General features: G+C 69.0%; 17 protein-coding genes and 4 pseudogenes. 9 read left to right on the plus strand and 12 right to left on the minus strand.

Translation table 11 applies throughout. The annotated features are described in order from the left end of the window. Positions 1-145: 145 nt before the first annotated feature. The gene (locus tag IEY95_RS16380) at positions 146-892 is read left to right on the plus strand and encodes an IS3 family transposase (protein WP_189186764.1); all 747 of its coding nucleotides are present in this window, start codon (positions 146-148) and stop codon (positions 890-892) included. 20 nt (positions 893-912) lie between these two features. Here the strand turns inward: IEY95_RS16380 and IEY95_RS16385 are convergent, their stop codons facing one another. Both IEY95_RS16385 and IEY95_RS16390 read right to left on the minus strand, forming a co-directional pair. After that, positions 913-1,581, minus strand: coding sequence for a response regulator (locus IEY95_RS16385; protein WP_189186765.1), 669 nt, complete (start codon positions 1,579-1,581; stop codon positions 913-915). After that, entirely contained in the window at positions 1,578-2,705 is a 1,128-nt protein-coding gene (locus tag IEY95_RS16390; protein WP_189186766.1) for a sensor histidine kinase, read from the minus strand. Before IEY95_RS16390 ends, IEY95_RS16385 begins: the two co-directional genes overlap by 4 nt. 239 nt (positions 2,706-2,944) lie before the next feature. Between IEY95_RS16390 and IEY95_RS16395 the strand changes: the two genes are divergently transcribed. Beyond that, the gene (locus IEY95_RS16395) at positions 2,945-3,322 is read left to right on the plus strand and encodes a DUF6223 family protein (protein WP_229703006.1); all 378 of its coding nucleotides are present in this window, start codon (positions 2,945-2,947) and stop codon (positions 3,320-3,322) included. A gap of 189 nt (positions 3,323-3,511) precedes the next feature. Here the strand turns inward: IEY95_RS16395 and IEY95_RS50650 are convergent. From IEY95_RS50650 to IEY95_RS16415, 4 genes and pseudogenes are all read right to left on the minus strand, one after another. Next, a pseudogene (locus tag IEY95_RS50650) lies at positions 3,512-3,787 on the minus strand (winged helix-turn-helix transcriptional regulator); the annotation flags it as partial. Between the two features lie 425 nt (positions 3,788-4,212). Then, positions 4,213-4,473: a hypothetical protein gene (locus tag IEY95_RS16405; RefSeq protein ID WP_189186767.1), complete on the minus strand. Its 261-nt coding sequence runs from the start codon at positions 4,471-4,473 to the stop codon at positions 4,213-4,215. A 15-nt stretch (positions 4,474-4,488) separates the two neighbouring features. Beyond that, positions 4,489-4,983 (minus strand): DoxX family protein, encoded by a 495-nt coding sequence (locus IEY95_RS16410; RefSeq protein WP_189186768.1) that lies wholly within the window; start codon positions 4,981-4,983, stop codon positions 4,489-4,491. A 28-nt stretch (positions 4,984-5,011) separates the two neighbouring features. Then, positions 5,012-5,386, minus strand: coding sequence for a VOC family protein (locus IEY95_RS16415; protein ID WP_189186769.1), 375 nt, complete (start codon positions 5,384-5,386; stop codon positions 5,012-5,014). A gap of 138 nt (positions 5,387-5,524) precedes the next feature. Between IEY95_RS16415 and IEY95_RS16420 the strand changes: the two genes are divergently transcribed. Both IEY95_RS16420 and IEY95_RS16425 read left to right on the plus strand, forming a co-directional pair. Continuing rightward, entirely contained in the window at positions 5,525-6,517 is a 993-nt protein-coding gene (locus tag IEY95_RS16420; RefSeq protein ID WP_189186770.1) for an Lrp/AsnC family transcriptional regulator, read from the plus strand. A gap of 417 nt (positions 6,518-6,934) precedes the next feature. Then, a pseudogene (locus IEY95_RS16425) lies at positions 6,935-7,347 on the plus strand (IS1380 family transposase); the annotation flags it as partial. 60 nt (positions 7,348-7,407) lie between these two features. Here IEY95_RS16425 and IEY95_RS16430 read toward each other — a convergent pair. Beyond that, positions 7,408-8,142: a TetR/AcrR family transcriptional regulator gene (locus tag IEY95_RS16430; RefSeq protein ID WP_189186772.1), complete on the minus strand. Its 735-nt coding sequence runs from the start codon at positions 8,140-8,142 to the stop codon at positions 7,408-7,410. A gap of 139 nt (positions 8,143-8,281) precedes the next feature. On the opposite strand from IEY95_RS16430, the gene IEY95_RS16435 reads away from it, so the two are divergent. The 3 genes from IEY95_RS16435 to IEY95_RS16445 all read left to right on the plus strand — a co-directional run bounded on the left by IEY95_RS16435 (position 8,282) and on the right by IEY95_RS16445 (position 10,556). Continuing rightward, positions 8,282-9,253, plus strand: coding sequence for an NAD-dependent epimerase/dehydratase family protein (locus tag IEY95_RS16435; protein ID WP_189186773.1), 972 nt, complete (start codon positions 8,282-8,284; stop codon positions 9,251-9,253). 180 nt (positions 9,254-9,433) lie between these two features. Then, positions 9,434-9,712 (plus strand): oligopeptide/dipeptide ABC transporter ATP-binding protein, encoded by a 279-nt coding sequence (locus tag IEY95_RS16440; RefSeq protein ID WP_189186774.1) that lies wholly within the window; start codon positions 9,434-9,436, stop codon positions 9,710-9,712. After that, positions 9,705-10,556 carry an ABC transporter ATP-binding protein gene (locus tag IEY95_RS16445; protein WP_189186775.1) on the plus strand — a complete coding sequence of 284 codons (852 nt, stop codon included), beginning with the start codon at positions 9,705-9,707 and terminating at the stop codon, positions 10,554-10,556. Before IEY95_RS16440 ends, IEY95_RS16445 begins: the two co-directional genes overlap by 8 nt. Positions 10,557-10,754: 198 nt before the next feature. Here IEY95_RS16445 and IEY95_RS50655 read toward each other — a convergent pair whose 3' ends face one another. From IEY95_RS50655 to IEY95_RS16455, 3 genes and pseudogenes are all read right to left on the minus strand, one after another. Continuing rightward, a complete protein-coding gene (locus IEY95_RS50655; protein WP_373294483.1) occupies positions 10,755-11,216 on the minus strand; it encodes a TetR/AcrR family transcriptional regulator C-terminal ligand-binding domain-containing protein in 462 nt (153 codons plus the stop codon). A 32-nt stretch (positions 11,217-11,248) separates the two neighbouring features. Further along, a pseudogene (locus tag IEY95_RS50660) lies at positions 11,249-11,353 on the minus strand (TetR family transcriptional regulator); the annotation flags it as partial. Positions 11,354-11,384: 31 nt separating this feature from the next. After that, positions 11,385-12,545 carry an alpha-hydroxy-acid oxidizing protein gene (locus IEY95_RS16455; protein ID WP_189186944.1) on the minus strand — a complete coding sequence of 387 codons (1,161 nt, stop codon included), beginning with the start codon at positions 12,543-12,545 and terminating at the stop codon, positions 11,385-11,387. Positions 12,546-12,653: 108 nt separating this feature from the next. Between IEY95_RS16455 and IEY95_RS49015 the strand changes: the two are divergent. Together IEY95_RS49015 and IEY95_RS49020 are read left to right on the plus strand one after the other, a co-directional pair. Then, positions 12,654-13,031: pseudogene (locus IEY95_RS49015) on the plus strand (Lrp/AsnC family transcriptional regulator); the annotation flags it as partial. A gap of 74 nt (positions 13,032-13,105) precedes the next feature. Next, on the plus strand, positions 13,106-13,690 hold the full coding sequence (locus tag IEY95_RS49020) for an Lrp/AsnC family transcriptional regulator (protein ID WP_229703010.1): 585 nt from the start codon (positions 13,106-13,108) through the stop codon (positions 13,688-13,690). Between the two features lie 259 nt (positions 13,691-13,949). Here the strand turns inward: IEY95_RS49020 and IEY95_RS16465 are convergent, their stop codons facing one another. Together IEY95_RS16465 and IEY95_RS16470 are read right to left on the minus strand one after the other, a co-directional pair. Then, positions 13,950-14,327, minus strand: a complete 378-nt coding sequence (locus IEY95_RS16465) for a toxin Doc (protein WP_189186776.1) — start codon at positions 14,325-14,327, stop codon at positions 13,950-13,952. Continuing rightward, complete coding sequence (locus tag IEY95_RS16470) at positions 14,327-14,566, minus strand: hypothetical protein (protein ID WP_189186777.1); 240 nt, start codon at positions 14,564-14,566, stop codon at positions 14,327-14,329. The genes IEY95_RS16465 and IEY95_RS16470 overlap by 1 nt, the downstream gene beginning before the upstream one ends. Between the last annotated feature and the right edge of the window lie 507 nt (positions 14,567-15,073).

Raw genomic sequence — 15,073 nt, forward strand, 5'->3', positions numbered from 1 at the left:
TGCGGGAGCGCCCGGCACGACACCATCCGCCAACGGCGTCTCCGGACGCTCTTTCACACGATCGTGACATGAGCGCTGTGGCGTCGCTTTGGGCACGACGAGCCGGCGAACGCGCTGTGCCGCCATTCACGTCGAGGAAGGCGACGTGGACGTCGAACCGCACGGACTTGCTGTTGGGGTTGCTGACCTGGCCGAACTGTGCGAGAGGGGCGAGTGCGTCAACCACCAGAGGATCGCCCTCATCATGCACCAGGCCGGCCTGGCCGGACTGCGTCTGCGCAGGAACCACCGCACCACCCTTGCGGACCCTGCCGCCGCAAAGGCAGGCGACCTCATCGGCCGCGACTTCACCGCAGCAGCGGTGAATACGAAGTACGTCGGCGACATCACCTATCTCGCGCTGACCGGTGGGAAGTTCCTGTATCCGGCCACGGTCATCGATCTCGCATACCGGCGCCTGGCAGGCTGGGCGATCGCCGCCCACATGCGCGCCGAACTGGTCACCGATGCCCTGGTCACCGATGCCCTGGCCGCCGCCGAACGGTGCCGCGGCAGCCTCGCTGGCGCCGTCCTGCACACCGATCATGAGGCCCAGTACACGAGCCGGGCGTTCGCCGACGCCTGTCGCCGGGCGGGCGTGATCCAGAGCATGAGCGCCGTCGGCAACTCGACGGACCACTCGCTCGCCGAGTCCTTCAACGCGACCTGCAAGCGGGACACGCTCCAGGGCCGCAGTGCCTGGGCCGACGAGCGCGAAACCCGCCTCAACCTGTCCCGCCGGCTGCACCGCCACAACACCCAACAGCGCCACTCCAGCCTCGGACGACACAGTCCCATCATCTACGAAACAGCACTCGACACAACATCAACTAGCCTGGTCCCAGCCACATAGCCCGTGTCCAAGACTCCGGGTCAAGGCCCAGGGTTGCGTGGGGCCACCAAGCCGGACTCGTAGGCGAAGACCACGAGTTGGGCGCGGTCGCGAGCCTGGAGCTTGGTCATGGACCGATTGATGTGGGTTTTCGCGGTCAGCGGGCTGATCACCATTCGGGCGGCGATCTCGTCATTGGACAGACCCTGCGCGACCAGGACAACAGCCTCGCGTTCACGGCTGGTCAGCTCCTCCAGCCTCGTACCGGTATCGGCGGGGAGCGGCTGAGTGACGTACCTGTTGATCAGCTTGCGGGTGATCGAGGGCGCGAGCAGGGCGTCGCCACGAGCGGCGACGCGTACGGCGTGCAGGAAATCCTCCGGCACCACATCCTTGACCAGGAAACCGGCAGCGCCGGCGCGCAGGGCGTCGAAAACGTACTCATCCAGGCCGTAGTTGGTCAGGATGACCACGTGCACCCCGGCCAGGGCCGGATCCGCGGCGATGCGCCGGGTTGCCTCGATGCCGTCGATGACCGGCATCCGGATGTCGATGAGCGCGACGTCGGGCAGGTGCTCCTTGGCGAGTTCCAAGCCCTCGCTGCCGTCGGCGGCCTCGGCCACTACCTCGATGTCGTCCTCGAGGTCGAGGAGGGCGCGAAATCCGCTGCGAATGAGCGGCTGGTCGTCGACCAGCAGGACACGGGTCATGACGTCCGGTCCACGGGGAGTTCGGCCTGGACGGTGAAGCCGCCCCCGTCACGTGGTTCGGCGCGTAGCCGGCCGCCGAGGGCGGTGATGCGTTCGCGCATGCCGAGCAGCCCGAGGCCGGGCAGCGGGGCGGCGGCCGGTGTCGCCTTGCCGTCGTCGTCGATGCGTATGGCGAGGGAATCCAGAAGGCAGTCGATGCGGACCACCGCGGTGGTGGCGTCGGCGTGCCGTGCCACGTTGGTGAGTGCCTCCTGCACGATCCGGTAGACGGTACGGTCCACCGCAGCCGGTACGTCGTGCTGCCGCCCGTGGATCGTCAGCCTTGCGTCCAGACCCAACGTCCGGGACCTTTCCACCAGTTCCGGAACGTCGTCGAACCCACGCGGCGGGGTCGTGTCGTCGTCGCGCAAAGCCTCCAGCGTGGCCCGCAGTTCCCGGCTGGCCTCACGGCCGGCCTCCTGGATCGCCAGCATCGCTTCCGGCACCTGCTCGCCGAGTCTGCGGGCCACATGGACCGCGACTTCGGCCTGCACCTTGATGACCGAGATCTGATGAGTGAGCGAATCGTGCAGCTCCCGCGCGATGCGCAGCCGCTCCTCATCGGCGCGCCTCCGCGCGGTCTCCTCCCGGGTCCGCTCGGCCTCCTCTGCCCGCCGCTCGGCCTGCCGCACCGCCTCCCCCGCGGCGAAGGCGGCGATCAGCCAGGCGATCTCGAGCACGCCGCCGCCCCGCCCGAACGCCTCGCGCACTGGCTCGTCCTGGAAGACCAGAGCCGTAAGGTGGAGAGCGATCAGCATGGCGACGGACGCCGCCACGGTGATGGCGCGGTGCCCGGCCCGCACCGCGCCGTACACCGCGACCAGATACGAGACGGCGAGCACGTCGAACCCGGCCTCCTGATACCCCACCGCACACAGCCCGGTAACGGCCAAAACCAGAAGTGGAGCCCGGCGGGCGGCGGCCAGCGCCAGCCCGCCGCCCGCCAGCAGCGCATAGCCGAGCAGGTCACTGTTCGCCGTGGAGCCCTCACCGGACAGCCCGGTGCCCACCAGCAGCGCCGCCACGCCCACTGCGACCGCCCCATCCCAGACACCGGGCGGGGCACCGAACCGTCCTCTGTCCATACACGCACCCTAGCCGGACGCCATTACGGGCGAGTCCCGCTCACGAAGGAGCGGCCGACTACCGCGCCCGCGGTACCCGCGCGTCGTCTGCCGCACACGCAGCAGGCGCATGGACCACCCGCAGTAGCGCGAACTGTCTGCGTCCGCTGGACGACTGACGGCCGGGCCGACGGACATGCTGGGCCGACATCGAATCGCACTGAGGCGACGTCGAATCACAGGAGACAAGGAGGCCTCTCATGGCAGTCCAATCCGTGCTTGCCGCATCGGAAGCCGCGCACATCGTAGTCCGGTCGGCTGCCACCACCGGCTTGACCTCCGGGCGACTGGTAGGCACCACGGCCGCGGTCGTGGCACTGGCCGGCGTGGTCATCGGCGGGCTGGCTCTGGCTCGCTCCACCGATCGCCCCGGCATCGGCAACAGGCGAAACAGGGCCACCATGTCCCTGGCGGCGGGACTGGTCGGCCTGGCCATGGGCGTGGTGAACCTGGCCGTCGCCGACGGTGGCCCCGGCACCGGCAACGGAGTCATCGGCGGCGCCATGGCCCTGGCACTGGGGCTGATCGGCACGGCTCTCGGCGGCCTGGCACTGACCCGCGCTCGACGCACCGGCTGACAGCGACGGCTACGGCACGCGTTTGCGCCTGCCTGAAGACCCATCAGTCGCCGCCGCGTACGCCCTGTCAAACAAGCGGTGTAACCGCGATGGTTGGTGATTACTGGCGGGCTGGAGCTTGGTGCCTGGTGCCGAACGTGCACCTGGCCCTGGCGTGGGTACGACACGGCCGGAATGCACCGGCTCTCCTCACGCAGAGCATGTCACGGTCGGAACGAAGGTCTCGTTGCAGTCGGCGTGTCGAAAGGCCACGGGCGGGCCGCCCTCGGGCGTGGTCCACCGGTCTCCCCATGCAGCCAGCGCCATCAGTACCGGCACGAGTTCATGTCCTGCTGTCGTGAGTGCGTATGCATGGCGCGGTGGATGATCCTGGTAGGGGGTGCGTTCAACAATGCGGTGCTCGACCAGCGCACGCATTCGGGTGGCCAGCAGGTTGCGGGAGATCCCAAGATCGTTGACAAGGTCATCGAAGCGCCGGAAGCAGGATGGCTAACCACATGTCACTCTCCGCCGTCTCTCAACTAACGAGCTGGTGCGTGATGGCGAGTGGGCATGCTCTCGTGTTGAGGGGCATGGTCGATCGGTCGGTGTTGGCGCATCCGTTGTTCATGGGTGTCTCGACGGCGCATCTGGCTTCCCTGGTCGAGGAGTTGGCTGGCTCTTCCTTGGGCAGCCGCGGCGGAGGGGCGACGTCTGCGAGGGAGGGGGTGGCGTGCGCAGACGCGCGTCGGGTGCGGGTGCTCAGTACCGGCTGGTGTTCCGTGCGCGACGCCCGCCCGCTGCAGTGCCCCGAGCCCGGACGGGACCCGCGCGTGCAACGCGAGCTGTGGGACGAGACGGTGGCGCTCCTCGCCGCCCGCCGCTCGGCCGACTGAGCCTGGGCGTCCGTCTCAGGGAGAGCGGAAGGGTGCAAGGGCCTCCTCGTCGCCCTCGATGATGAGGAACGCGCCGACCACGGCCAGCCGCAGGCGCGCAGCGGGGAACGCGAATCCACCGTCGGCTTCAAGGCCCTGGATGTCCTCGTAGAACTTGATGCTCGAGTCGAGCGTTCCTGGCGGTGTAAAGACGCCGGGCGTGATACGCGGAGGCATGCCCTCGTCGGAGGGGCGTCGCCGCCAGAAGTCGTCCGAGGTTGTGGTGGGGTCGTCCATCGTCCGTCGGTCCTTTCACGCCTGCGTTTCTGCCGGGGTGAGGCCGTTCTTCGAGGTGTGGCTGGCCGGTCGCAAGGTGAGGACGAGCACGGTGACAGTCGCGGTGAGGAAGAGGACCTGCATGATGGTGCGGGGCACGAGCTCGTCCCACCAGGGCAGCGGCGTTCCGGAGAGGGCGAGCGCGATGTTCGCGGGGAACATGACGATCAGCAGCAGGGTGAGCCCTGCTGCGGCGAAGGTGGCCAGACGACGGTGGTGCATCGCCGCTGCGGCGGCCAGTTCGAGGATCCCGGTGACAGTGACGATGAGGCCCGGCAACGGCAGCCGATTCGGGACCATGGCGATGAGCTCGGCTCGCATGCTGACGAAGTGCGCGATGCCGGTGAGCGTGAACATCGCGGCCACTCCGGCGCGAAGCGCTATCTCGACACCTCTGGGATGCCGAAGCCAGGACTTGTTCAAGATGACCACGACGACGCTCACGCCGACGAGTGCGATGAGGGGTTCCACGCTGCTTCTTTCTCGTTGACGTGTCGGCTCACAGCTGGGACTGTGAGCGGCGCATTGTCCGAGGATCGATCTCCTGGATCTGGATGACGACGCCGTCGGGGTCGGTGAGGCGGATGCTGCGGCCGAAGTCCTCGTCGCAGAGGGTGTGCTCGTATCCGCGTGCGGTGAGCCGGGCCGACACGTCTTCGAGGCGCTCATCGGTCGCGAAGCCGAGTTCGACCGTGCCAAGCGGCCGCCCCTTCGACACGGCAGCATCGTGGATGCCAACCACGCCGGCTGCGGCGTCGAGGTGCGCCCAGACCGGGACGCTGACCTCGGGGCGATAGCTCAGGCCGAGTCCTTCGTAGAAGCGGCGGGATGCATCCACGTCGGCGACGTATCGGATGGGCAGAACGGTGAGCATGAGCATCTCCTGGTGGCGTATCCGTCCAGCGAAGCCGGGTGAGCAGTGGACGGGTCGCGCACCAATCTGCTGCGCTCGCTGAGGAAACCCCATCAACAACGGCGCAAGTGGTGGATCACACCACTAGAGTCGGTGAATATGGCGGATCCAGTCAGTCTTGACGCAGACGACCGGCGGGTGCTGCACGCGCTGCAGCTCGACGGGCGGGCGTCGTTCGCGCGGATCGCGGCGGTGCTCGGAATGTCCGAGCGCGCGGTCGCGCGCCGCTACCACCGGCTGCGTTCCCGGTTGGCGTTGCGCGTGATCGGCGTCACTCGCCCCAACCCGCGGGAGCAGGAGGAATGGTTCCTGCGCATCACGGCTGCGAGCGGTTCGGTCGATGCCGTCGCACGTGCGCTTGCCGACCGCGGCGATACCTCGTGGATCGCTTCGCTTGCTGGTGACGGCGGGCTCGGCTGCATCATCCGGACACCCACGGCGAAAGGCGACGGCGCTGGCGCTCTCGAGCTCTTCCGGCGCAGTGCCAGCATTGCGACCGTGACGGCCCAGCGGTTGCTCGCGCCGATCGCCGGCATCGGCGGATGGCCCGGCCGTTTGGAGGCACTCACCGCGAGCGAGCAGGAGGCGATGCACCTGGACGCGCCCGAGCTTCGCGCAAGTGAGACGCCGGTCGGAGCCGCGCTGTCCAATGACGACGTGCAGCTCCTTCGCCTCCTCGCCGCCGACGGGCGCATGAGCATCGCCCGGATTGCCCGCGTGTCCGGCATCCCCGAAACGACTGTCCGCCGCCGCATCACCGAGCTCACCAGTCGCGGCGTGCTGATATTCGAGGTCGAAGTCGACCCGAAACTCTACGGACGACATATCGATGTGATCTGCTGGATGGACGTACAACCAGCCGCGCTCGGCACTGTCGCGCGCGCCCTGAGCTCCCACGTTGAGGTCGCCTTCGCCTCCACGACCACGGGGACCACCGGCATCCTCGCGATCCTCGAACTCGCCGACGTCGGCGACCTGCACCGGTACCTCACAGAAGACATCGGCGCGCTCTCCGGCGTGCACCACGTCCATACAGAAATCATCGTGCGGTGGATCAAGCGGGCCGGCCCGCTCATCATCCCGCGCGCCTGATGAGGACGGGTCTGATGCACGATCGGGTGACATCTGAACTGGCTTGCCCTGTGGGGCGGGTGGGAAGTGTGTGAGCACCATGTCCGAAACCACAACCGTAACCACCGAGTTGACCTCGCAATACAGCATGCAGGTGGCCAACGACCTTGAACGCAACCTCAAGGAACAGGAACGCCTCGGCAGTGAAATCGATGCGCTCCAGGCTCAGTTGGCCGCTTTGCGTCGCGAGCGACGACGACGAGGAGCAGGACGACCCCTGCCTGCAGCAGGAACACCCGGGCCCGCCACGGACTGCGGCGGGCGCAGCCGCTGCTTCCACGACGCTCGTGGACCGCAGAATCCACTGTGCCGGGCAGGTGGACCACGCCAGCACCTGATCATGCGCCCTTTGTGCCACTTTCTTGTATTCCGCCACCCGCTCAAGGCAAGACGGTCCGCACCACCATCGCCGCCATGACGACACCGCATGGACGGCGATCAAGTACACGGACGCGGTCTTCGACGAGGACGAGCGGCGCCGGGCCTCCTACGCCGAGGCCGAATGCACCGCCTTCACCGGCAAGTCGAAGAAGTACCACGCCACAGCCCGGCTCTTGTTCCGCCGCGTCAAGCGGCTCGGTCGGGTTCATCTCCCGGACGGTCAGGGTGAGTTGTTCACCACCCACCGCTTCCACGCCGCGATCAGCGACACCGCGCTCGGCCTCATCGAAGCTGAGGGCGCCCACCGCCGACATAACATCATCGAGCAGGTCTTCGCCGACCTGGCGGATGTCGCCCTCGGCCACCTCGCATCAGGGAAGATCACCGAGAACAACCGCTCCGCCACTCTCGTCAGATTCCCTCCTCGGCGACCGTGCAGAAGTATCTGAGTTGCCGATGTTCCACATCGCTCACCCGTCGCCGGGTGCGGGACCCGCGTCGAGCCCGGCGAGGTCGGCCATCACGAGAATCTGGTGCTCGAAGTACTCCCGCCGCGTATCGATCAAGTCGTCAAGCCGGCCGAAGACCTCGAAGGTGACCAGTCCGAACAGCTGCGTCCATAGTGTGAAGCCGATGGCGATGACCGACTCGGGCGCCGGCTCGGCCCAAGCGGGCTTCGGTCCCGGCGACTTGTCCAGCAGCCGGCGCAGGTCCGCGGCGGTGGCCGCGGGCAGCGGTCGGGTCGGGATCGTCGGGCGCAGCCCGCGTCCAGCGGCATCGAACACGATGCCGATCAGCGTCACCGCGACCTCCGAGGCCGGGCCCACCATCTCGGGCGGCGCCGCGTAGCCCGGGACCGGGCTGCCGTAGATGAGGGCGTATTCGGCGGGGTGGTCCAGAGCCCACGAGCGCACCCCATGACTGAGCGCCAGGAACCGTGCCCGCAGGTCGTCTCGGGGTACAGCGGCTTCGGCGGCCTTCGCGCTCGCCGCCAGCGCCGCGTAGGCGTCCGTGATCAGCGCGGTCAGCAGGGCGTCGCGGCTCGGGAAGTAGCGGTACAGCGCCGACGGAACCAGGCCGGCATCTCGCGCGACCGCGCGTAGGGACAGGTTCGCGCCCTCCGTGGCCAGGTGTCGCTTCGCGATGGCGCGGATCTCCTCGGCCGTCTCGGCACGGACCCGCGCGCGCAGTGATGGCACCGACATGACGGCATTCTCGCACAGGAGCGAGAACGGCCAACCGAAGAGAGAACAGCGTTCTTGACAATCCGGCCGTCGGCATCACAATGGATTTCGAGAACACTGTTCTCCAAAAGAAACACTGTCCACTTACAGAGGTGCCAGCATGTCTTTGCACGTCATCGTCGGTGCCGGAGCAGTCGGCTCGGCCACCGCGCGCCTGCTTGCCAACCGGGGCGAACAGGTCCGCGTGGTGACGCGGCGCAGCACCGGCCCCGACCACCCCGCCGTCGAGCGGGTGGCCGCCGACGCCACCGACGCGTCGGCACTCGCCCGCCTGTGCGCGGGGGCGGCGGCGCTGTACAACTGCGCGGGCCCGCCGTACCACCGGTGGACTACCGACTGGCCGCCGCTTGCCGCGGCCTTCCTCGACGCGAGTCGAGACAGCGGCGCCGTGCTCGTCAGCACCAGCAACGTCTACGGCTACGGCCCGGTGGACGGCGCGATGACCGAACAGCATCCGCTCCGGGCGAGCGGCACGAAGGGCCGCGTCCGGGCGAAGATGTGGACTGACGCGCTGGCCGCGCACGCGGCCGGTGAACTCCGCACCGCGGAGGTGCGCTCGTCGGACTACCTCGGTGCCAGCACCCAGTCGATGCTCACGATGGCCGTCTTGCCCAAGGCCCTGGCGGGAGCGCGCGTCCGCGTGCCCGCGGATGTGGACGCGCCGCACAGCTGGACTTACGTCGGCGACGTCGCCCGCACGCTGGTCGCCGTCGCGGCCGACGAGAAAGCCTGGGGTCGGGCATGGCACGTGCCGAGCGCCGCGCCAGTGTCCCTCCGCGACCTCACCACCCGCGCGTGCGAGCTGGCCGAGGCGCCAGCGCCCCGGCTGTCCACCATGCCGACGGCAGTGCTCTGGCTCGGCGGACTGGGCAACCCGCTGGTCCGTGAGCTGCGTGAGACGCAGTACCAGGTCCGTCGGCCGTTCGTCCTGGACTCCTCTGCCGCGACCGCGGCCTTCGGCATCCAGCCCATCCCGCTCGACGTGGCGCTGCGCGAGACCATCGCGGGACTGCGCGACGGCTCGGTCGCGCACGCCGATTTTTCCGCTACAGCGTCCGAGAAAGGCCGGTGAGCCGGGCGCTCTCGTTCCACAGCCGATCGCAGCGTTCGACATCGGCGGTGTGCGGCCCGGCCTCGACCTCCTTGCGCTTGACGAAGAACCCCCAGCGGACGAGGCGAAGGCCAGGTCGCCCTGAGGCAGCGACTCGGATCTCCGCTGCGCGCCGCCATCGACACACGAGGCAAGTGCCCTGTGCGCCCGGGCGTCGGCGTCTCGGCAGGCCGGAGCGTGCTGGCCGCCCGGCCCAGCCCGACACAGCGGGGCCGGCTCGCGGCGATCCCCGGCCGTCCCAGCGCCGCGTACGAGATCGAGAAGGGATGCGTGTTCGCCGCGCGATGTCCGTACGTGCTCGATCTCTGCCGCAAACAGACCCCGACTGCCCAGCTGTTGGGCGGCCACCATGTCGCCTGCCACCGCGCACAGGAGCTGCGCGGGTCCCTGACCCGCATGGAGATGGCCGCCCATGACTGATCTGCTCACCGTGACCGGCCTGCGCAAGACGTACACCGTCAAGGGCCCGGACGGCGCCGAGGAGTTCACGGCCGTCGACGACGTCTCCTTCAGCATCCCCGCTGCCGGCTCGCTGGCCGTGGTGAGCCAGTCCGGCTCGGGAAAGACCACGTGCGCCCGCATCGTCGCCGGTCTGGAGTCGGCGACTGCGGGCACGGTCAAACTCGACGGGGAAAACCGCAGCACGGGACGGATCGGCCGAGCCGAACGCAAGCGGTGTGCCCGTCAGGTCCAGATGGTCTTCCAGGACCCCAACTCCTCGCTCGACCCGCGCCAGACGGCCGCCGCGGCGATCGCCGAGGTCCTCGACGAGCATCGCAACGGCCGCCCGCGTGCCACCGATGCGCAGGTCGGCGAACTGCTGGAGCAGGTCGGACTCGACGAGCGCACGGGACGCTGCTGGCCCCGGGCCCTGTCCGGAGGACAGCGCCAGCGCGTCGCCATCGCCCGCGCCCTGGCGGCACGTCCCCGACTCCTCATCTTCGACGAGGCCGTGGCCGCACTCGACGTCAGCGTCCAGGCGCAGGTCCTCAACCTGCTCGACGACCTGCGCCGCACAACGGGCGTGGTCTACCTCTTCGTCTCCCACGACCTGGGCGTCGTACGGCAGATCAGCGACGACTGCGTCGTCATGCACAAAGGCCGGATCGTCGAGGCCGGTCCCACCGCCGAGGTCCTCGACAACCCACGGCACGACTACACCCGCCGCCTGCTTCAGGCAGTGCCACGAGCCGGCTGGAAGCCGAGGCGGCAGCGGGACCGTGAGGAGGGGAGCGTGGGGTTCACCTGGCAGCCCGCCGGGTGATTGGCATTGACGACGCCAGCCCTCTGCGGCGCCCGGCAGTGAATCCACAGCAGGCTGGGATCTCGAAGAAGAACACATGAGTTACTGACCCCTGCGCGTGCACCAGATAGTCCGCTGCACCACCTTGGGCGCTGGAGTTCACAGTGTGTATGCACTCCGTTGCCGGCACTACGCCCGCGTACCTGCACGCAGCCCGTTTCACGAGTCCGTAACTGGACGCGCCCCCGCGTCTCGGTGAGGGAGCAACGGAGGGCTGTTGGTGACGAGTTGACTAGGTGTTCGGCGAGGTTGGTGTTGAGGGGGGGAGCCGGTCATGAGTCGCCGGTAGAGGATGGTGCCGGCCCAGATGTCCTGGACGAGGTCGGTGTCGAGATCGTCGGGCAGGTCGCCGCGTTGGATTCCACGGCGCAGCGCGGCGGCGATGTTCTCGCGCTTGCGGTGCAAAAAGCTTCCCGGAACCGAGCCATGAGTTCGGGATGAGGGAGGAGGCCGGCGGCGAGTGCGGGCAGCGAGGCGGCCATGTCCTCGTTGGCGTAGTTGTCGATGGTCATGTCGACGGCGTGGCGCAGTTCCGCGTGCGTGTCGCCCAGATCGGGGATCTCCTCGGCGCGGAAGATCTCGGCGAGTGCGTCGGCGACGAGCGCCTCCTTGCTGGGCCACCAGCGGTAGATGGTCGATTTGCCGACGCCCGCGGCCGTGGCTACGGCTTCGATGGTCAGCGCCGTGTATCCCTGCGCCGACAGAACATCCCGTGCCGCGTCAAGGATCTTCGAAGCAGAACGCGGCCCACCGGCCACCGAACCTGAGGAGAAGACGCCGAGGCGGATGTCAGGTGAGGCGCCGGAGGGCGTCGGGGGTGAGGTCGGCGAGGGCGGGATAGCCGTCGACAGCCATGATCAAGTCGGCTTCGGCGAGCAAGGCCCGCAGGACGTGGACGATGCCGGCTTCGCCGCCGTAGGCGAGGCCGTATGCGTAGGGGCGGCCGACACCGACGGCGGTGGCGCCCAGGGCGACGGCCTTGACGATGTCGGCTCCCGTGCGGACACCCGAGTCGAACAGGACGGGCGTGCCGTCGGCGGCCTCGACCACGGCAGGCAGGGCGTCGAGAGCGGGCAGGCCGCCGTTGGCCTGGCGTCCGCCATGGTTGGAGCAGTAGATGCCGTCCACGCCGGCGTCCTTTGCGCGGCGGACGTCGTCGGGGTGGCAGATGCCCTTGAGGATCAGCGGCAGGTCGGTGATCGAGCGCAGCCAGGGCAGGTCGTCCCAGGTCAGCGGGTTGCCGAAGATCCGCGCCCACAGCGCGACCGCGGCCTTCGGGTCGTCCTCCGGGCTATGAGTGAGGCGGGAGCGGAAGACGGGGTCGCCGGTGTAGTTGGTCAGGCAGTTCCCGCGTAGCTGGGGAAAGTTGCTGGTGCCGAGGTCGCGAGGGCGCCAGCCGGTGATCCAGGTGTCCAGGGTGACCACGATGCCCTTGAACCCGGCCTTCTCGGCACGGTGGACCAGGCTCTCGGCCAGCTCCCGGTCGGTAGGGGTGTAGAGCTGGAAGAAGCCCGGGGTGGCGCCGAACTCCTCGGCGACCTGCTCCAGCGGATCGACGGTCAGCGTGGAGGCGATCATCGGCACGCCGGTGCGGGCGGCGGCGCGGGCAGTGGCGAGATCGCCATGGCCGTCCTGCGCGCACAGCCCGATCACACCGACCGGGGCCATGAACAGCGGCGAGGGCAGGCGCATCCCGAACAGGTCGACGCTCAGATCGCGGTCTGTGGCCCCCACCATCATGCGCGGCACGAGGCCCCAGCGTTCGAACGCTGTGACGTTGGCCCGCTGGGTGCGCTCGTCGCCGGCACCGCCCGCGACGTAGGAGCGGACCGAGGCGGGCAGGGCGGCCTGAGCCAGCGGCTCCAGGTCGTCGTAGGTCATCGGGAAGCGCGGCACCACCCCGCGCAGCCCGTCGAGATAGATCTCGTCCTGGTAGTCGGCGAAAGCCATGATCCGGTCCTCCTTCGGGTCCGCCGGGTGCGGTCCCTTGAAGTCCACGATGGAAGAGTGGTGCGCGAAAGCCGCCAAACGCAGGATTCTGGCTCAGGAGGCGGGACCATGCAGGATGATGCACCGCCGCTACTGAAGGAGGACGAGCTGGCGCTGATCAGCGCCCTGCAGCTGCGGCCGCGGGCCTCGTGGGCCGAGCTCGGGCGCGCCCTGGGCGTCGACCCGGTCACTGTCGCTCGCCGCTTCAGCCGCCTGTCCGACCAAGGCACCGCCTGGGTGGAGTTCTCACCCGGCCCGCGCCTGTTCGAGCAGATCTGCGTGGCCTTCGTCGTGATCGACTGCGCTCCGGGAGCCACCGCGCAGGTCACCCGGGAACTGAGCGCCCACCCCCACATGCTCACGATCGAGCGCGCGGCCACCAGCCACGACATCCTCGCCACCGTCGCCACCCGCGACCTGTTGGCCCTCTCCCGCTACACCCTCGACCTGCTCCCGCACCTCCCCGGTATCACCACCGTGCAGGCCCGGATCGTCACCCACATGTTCACCGAGGGCGGCCGGTGGCGCATCGCCGCCCTGGCCCCCGGCCAACGCGCCCGGCTGACCGGCCCGCTCCCGGCCCGAGCCACAGCCGATGCCCCGGGCGAGATCAGTTCCTTCGACCGCGCCCTCTCACCCGCCTCGCCCACGACGGCCGCGCTTCCTACCAGACCCTGGCCAACGACCTCGGCGTCAGCCTCTCCACCGCCAAACGCCGCGTCGAACAGCTCACCCGCCGCGGCCTCCTGCGGTTCCGCTGCGACTTCGCCCGCGTCCTCGGTGGCTGGCCCGTCGGGGTCACCCTCTGGGCCAAAGTTCCGCCCACCGACCTCCCCGAGATCGGCCATGCCCTCGTCCGCCTACCCGAAACCCGCAACTGCGCCGCCGTCAACGGACCCCACAATCTCGTTCTCCAGGCCAGCCTGCACTCCGTCAGCGACGTCCTGCGCCTGGAAACCCAGCTCGCCACCGCTCACCCAAGCCTCGACATCGTCGACCGCGTCATCACCCTGCGCCAGGACAAGCTGCTCGGACGGTTCCTGAATCCCCATGGCCGCGCCGTCGGCGTCATCCCGCCCGACCTCTGGGCGGAGCCGGCGATGTGACGCACTGGGCACGGTCGATGTACAGCGTGGTCCACAGTCCGCTGATGTGGCGTCGTCGACGACCTACTCCCCCGCTCCCAGCCCTGCCAGCACGCCCAAGATGTGCCCAAGCTGCTGCACCTTGCCGCTGTCCAGGGCCAGGATCACAGGAACGCGTCACCGAAACCCGCGTCCGAAGCGGGCGCAGCGATGCCGCGCATCACCCGGTGGACCACGGTGAGCGAACTGCACGCAGAAATCCTCCGCCGGCGGCGACGTTCTATACCTTCCAGGAGCGCAGCTGGTCGGCGACCTCATGGACGCCGAGACGGGTGCCGCGGATCTTTCGTACGAGATCGGACAGGCCGCCGTACGGCGGATCGATGCCCTCGCCGGACTGGTCCATGTACTGGGCTGCGACGAATGCGGCGTACAGGCTGTTGCGGTGCGGCAGCGGCTCCAAACGCACGATGGTGTGCATGAGGGCAGCCGCGCGCCAGGCGGCGTCCGGGTCGGCTGCCGCGAGGGTCGGCAGCTTGGTCTTGTGGCGGGCAACGGCGGCTACGAGCGCGGAGTAGTCCGAGACTGTCATGTCCTCGTGCGCAAGGGCGGTCTCCTGGACGTCGAGCAGCCAGGAGACGTCGATCTGGAGGTGCATCAGGCGGCCGCGGCCCCATCGCGACGCTCGGAGGGCGGCACCTCATCGGGAAAGGCCTCATCGAACTCCTCGCGCAATCGGTCTGCCCAGGCGCTCGCGCCCGTGACGAACTGTTTGCGCTGCATCTCCCGTACGCCGAGGTCGTGCAGGTACTGCTTGAGGCTCTTGCCGTCGGCTGCGGCGGCCGCGCGCACGCCTTCGAGCTCCTCGTCGGTGAAGGACACGTTCAGTGAGGGCATACCCCGATGGTACCTAGTCGGTACCTCCCGCGCGATGCCCTGCCCAACCCTCATCAGCGATGCCCTCGTGCGGGCGCCGAAGTGGAGCGGTAGAGGCCTCGGCCAACTCCCTGCCGCAGACGCTGGCCACTGATCGCGCCGCTCTTCCTGTCGATCGGCGGCGGGGACCAGAACTACCCCGCCACGTTCACGGCGGGCGCGGTCTTCGCGGTCCTCGGCGGCCTGGCCACGGCCGCGATCCGCGGAGTGTGATAAGCGACCAGCCCCGTTGCACCAGGCATGCCGGAATTGCTGTGGGCGGCGTGGCCGGCCCCACCGACAAGCTGACGATCGTCAACGGGGATCCGCTGAATGAACCATCCGCGCTGTGGAGCGGACGACGCACGCCGCCGTGTCGACGGTGCCGTGGCGGGTCCACGACCCGGCCCAGGCCCAGCTGTCCAGCTTCGGAGGAGCCGCCTTGGCGACCTGGCCGGATTCCTGCACTCAACCGGTGGCGCGCCACGT

This window comes from Streptomyces albiflavescens (assembly GCF_014645835.1).
Lineage (GTDB): Bacteria > Actinomycetota > Actinomycetes > Streptomycetales > Streptomycetaceae > Streptomyces > Streptomyces albiflavescens.

Coding starts and splice junctions, on each gene's coding strand:
- IEY95_RS16395 (WP_229703006.1), top strand. CDS start 2,945: ATGGCAGTCCAATCCGTGCTTGCCGCATCGGAAGCCGCGCACATCGTA.
- IEY95_RS16435 (WP_189186773.1), top strand. CDS start 8,282: ATGTCTTTGCACGTCATCGTCGGTGCCGGAGCAGTCGGCTCGGCCACC.
- IEY95_RS16405 (WP_189186767.1), bottom strand. CDS start 4,473: ATGGACGACCCCACCACAACCTCGGACGACTTCTGGCGGCGACGCCCC.
- IEY95_RS16470 (WP_189186777.1), bottom strand. CDS start 14,566: ATGCCCTCACTGAACGTGTCCTTCACCGACGAGGAGCTCGAAGGCGTG.
- IEY95_RS16455 (WP_189186944.1), bottom strand. CDS start 12,545: ATGGCTTTCGCCGACTACCAGGACGAGATCTATCTCGACGGGCTGCGC.
- IEY95_RS16420 (WP_189186770.1), top strand. CDS start 5,525: ATGGCGGATCCAGTCAGTCTTGACGCAGACGACCGGCGGGTGCTGCAC.
- IEY95_RS16390 (WP_189186766.1), bottom strand. CDS start 2,705: ATGGACAGAGGACGGTTCGGTGCCCCGCCCGGTGTCTGGGATGGGGCG.
- IEY95_RS16385 (WP_189186765.1), bottom strand. CDS start 1,581: ATGACCCGTGTCCTGCTGGTCGACGACCAGCCGCTCATTCGCAGCGGA.
- IEY95_RS16445 (WP_189186775.1), top strand. CDS start 9,705: ATGACTGATCTGCTCACCGTGACCGGCCTGCGCAAGACGTACACCGTC.
- IEY95_RS16465 (WP_189186776.1), bottom strand. CDS start 14,327: ATGCACCTCCAGATCGACGTCTCCTGGCTGCTCGACGTCCAGGAGACC.
- IEY95_RS16415 (WP_189186769.1), bottom strand. CDS start 5,386: ATGCTCACCGTTCTGCCCATCCGATACGTCGCCGACGTGGATGCATCC.
- IEY95_RS16430 (WP_189186772.1), bottom strand. CDS start 8,142: ATGTCGGTGCCATCACTGCGCGCGCGGGTCCGTGCCGAGACGGCCGAG.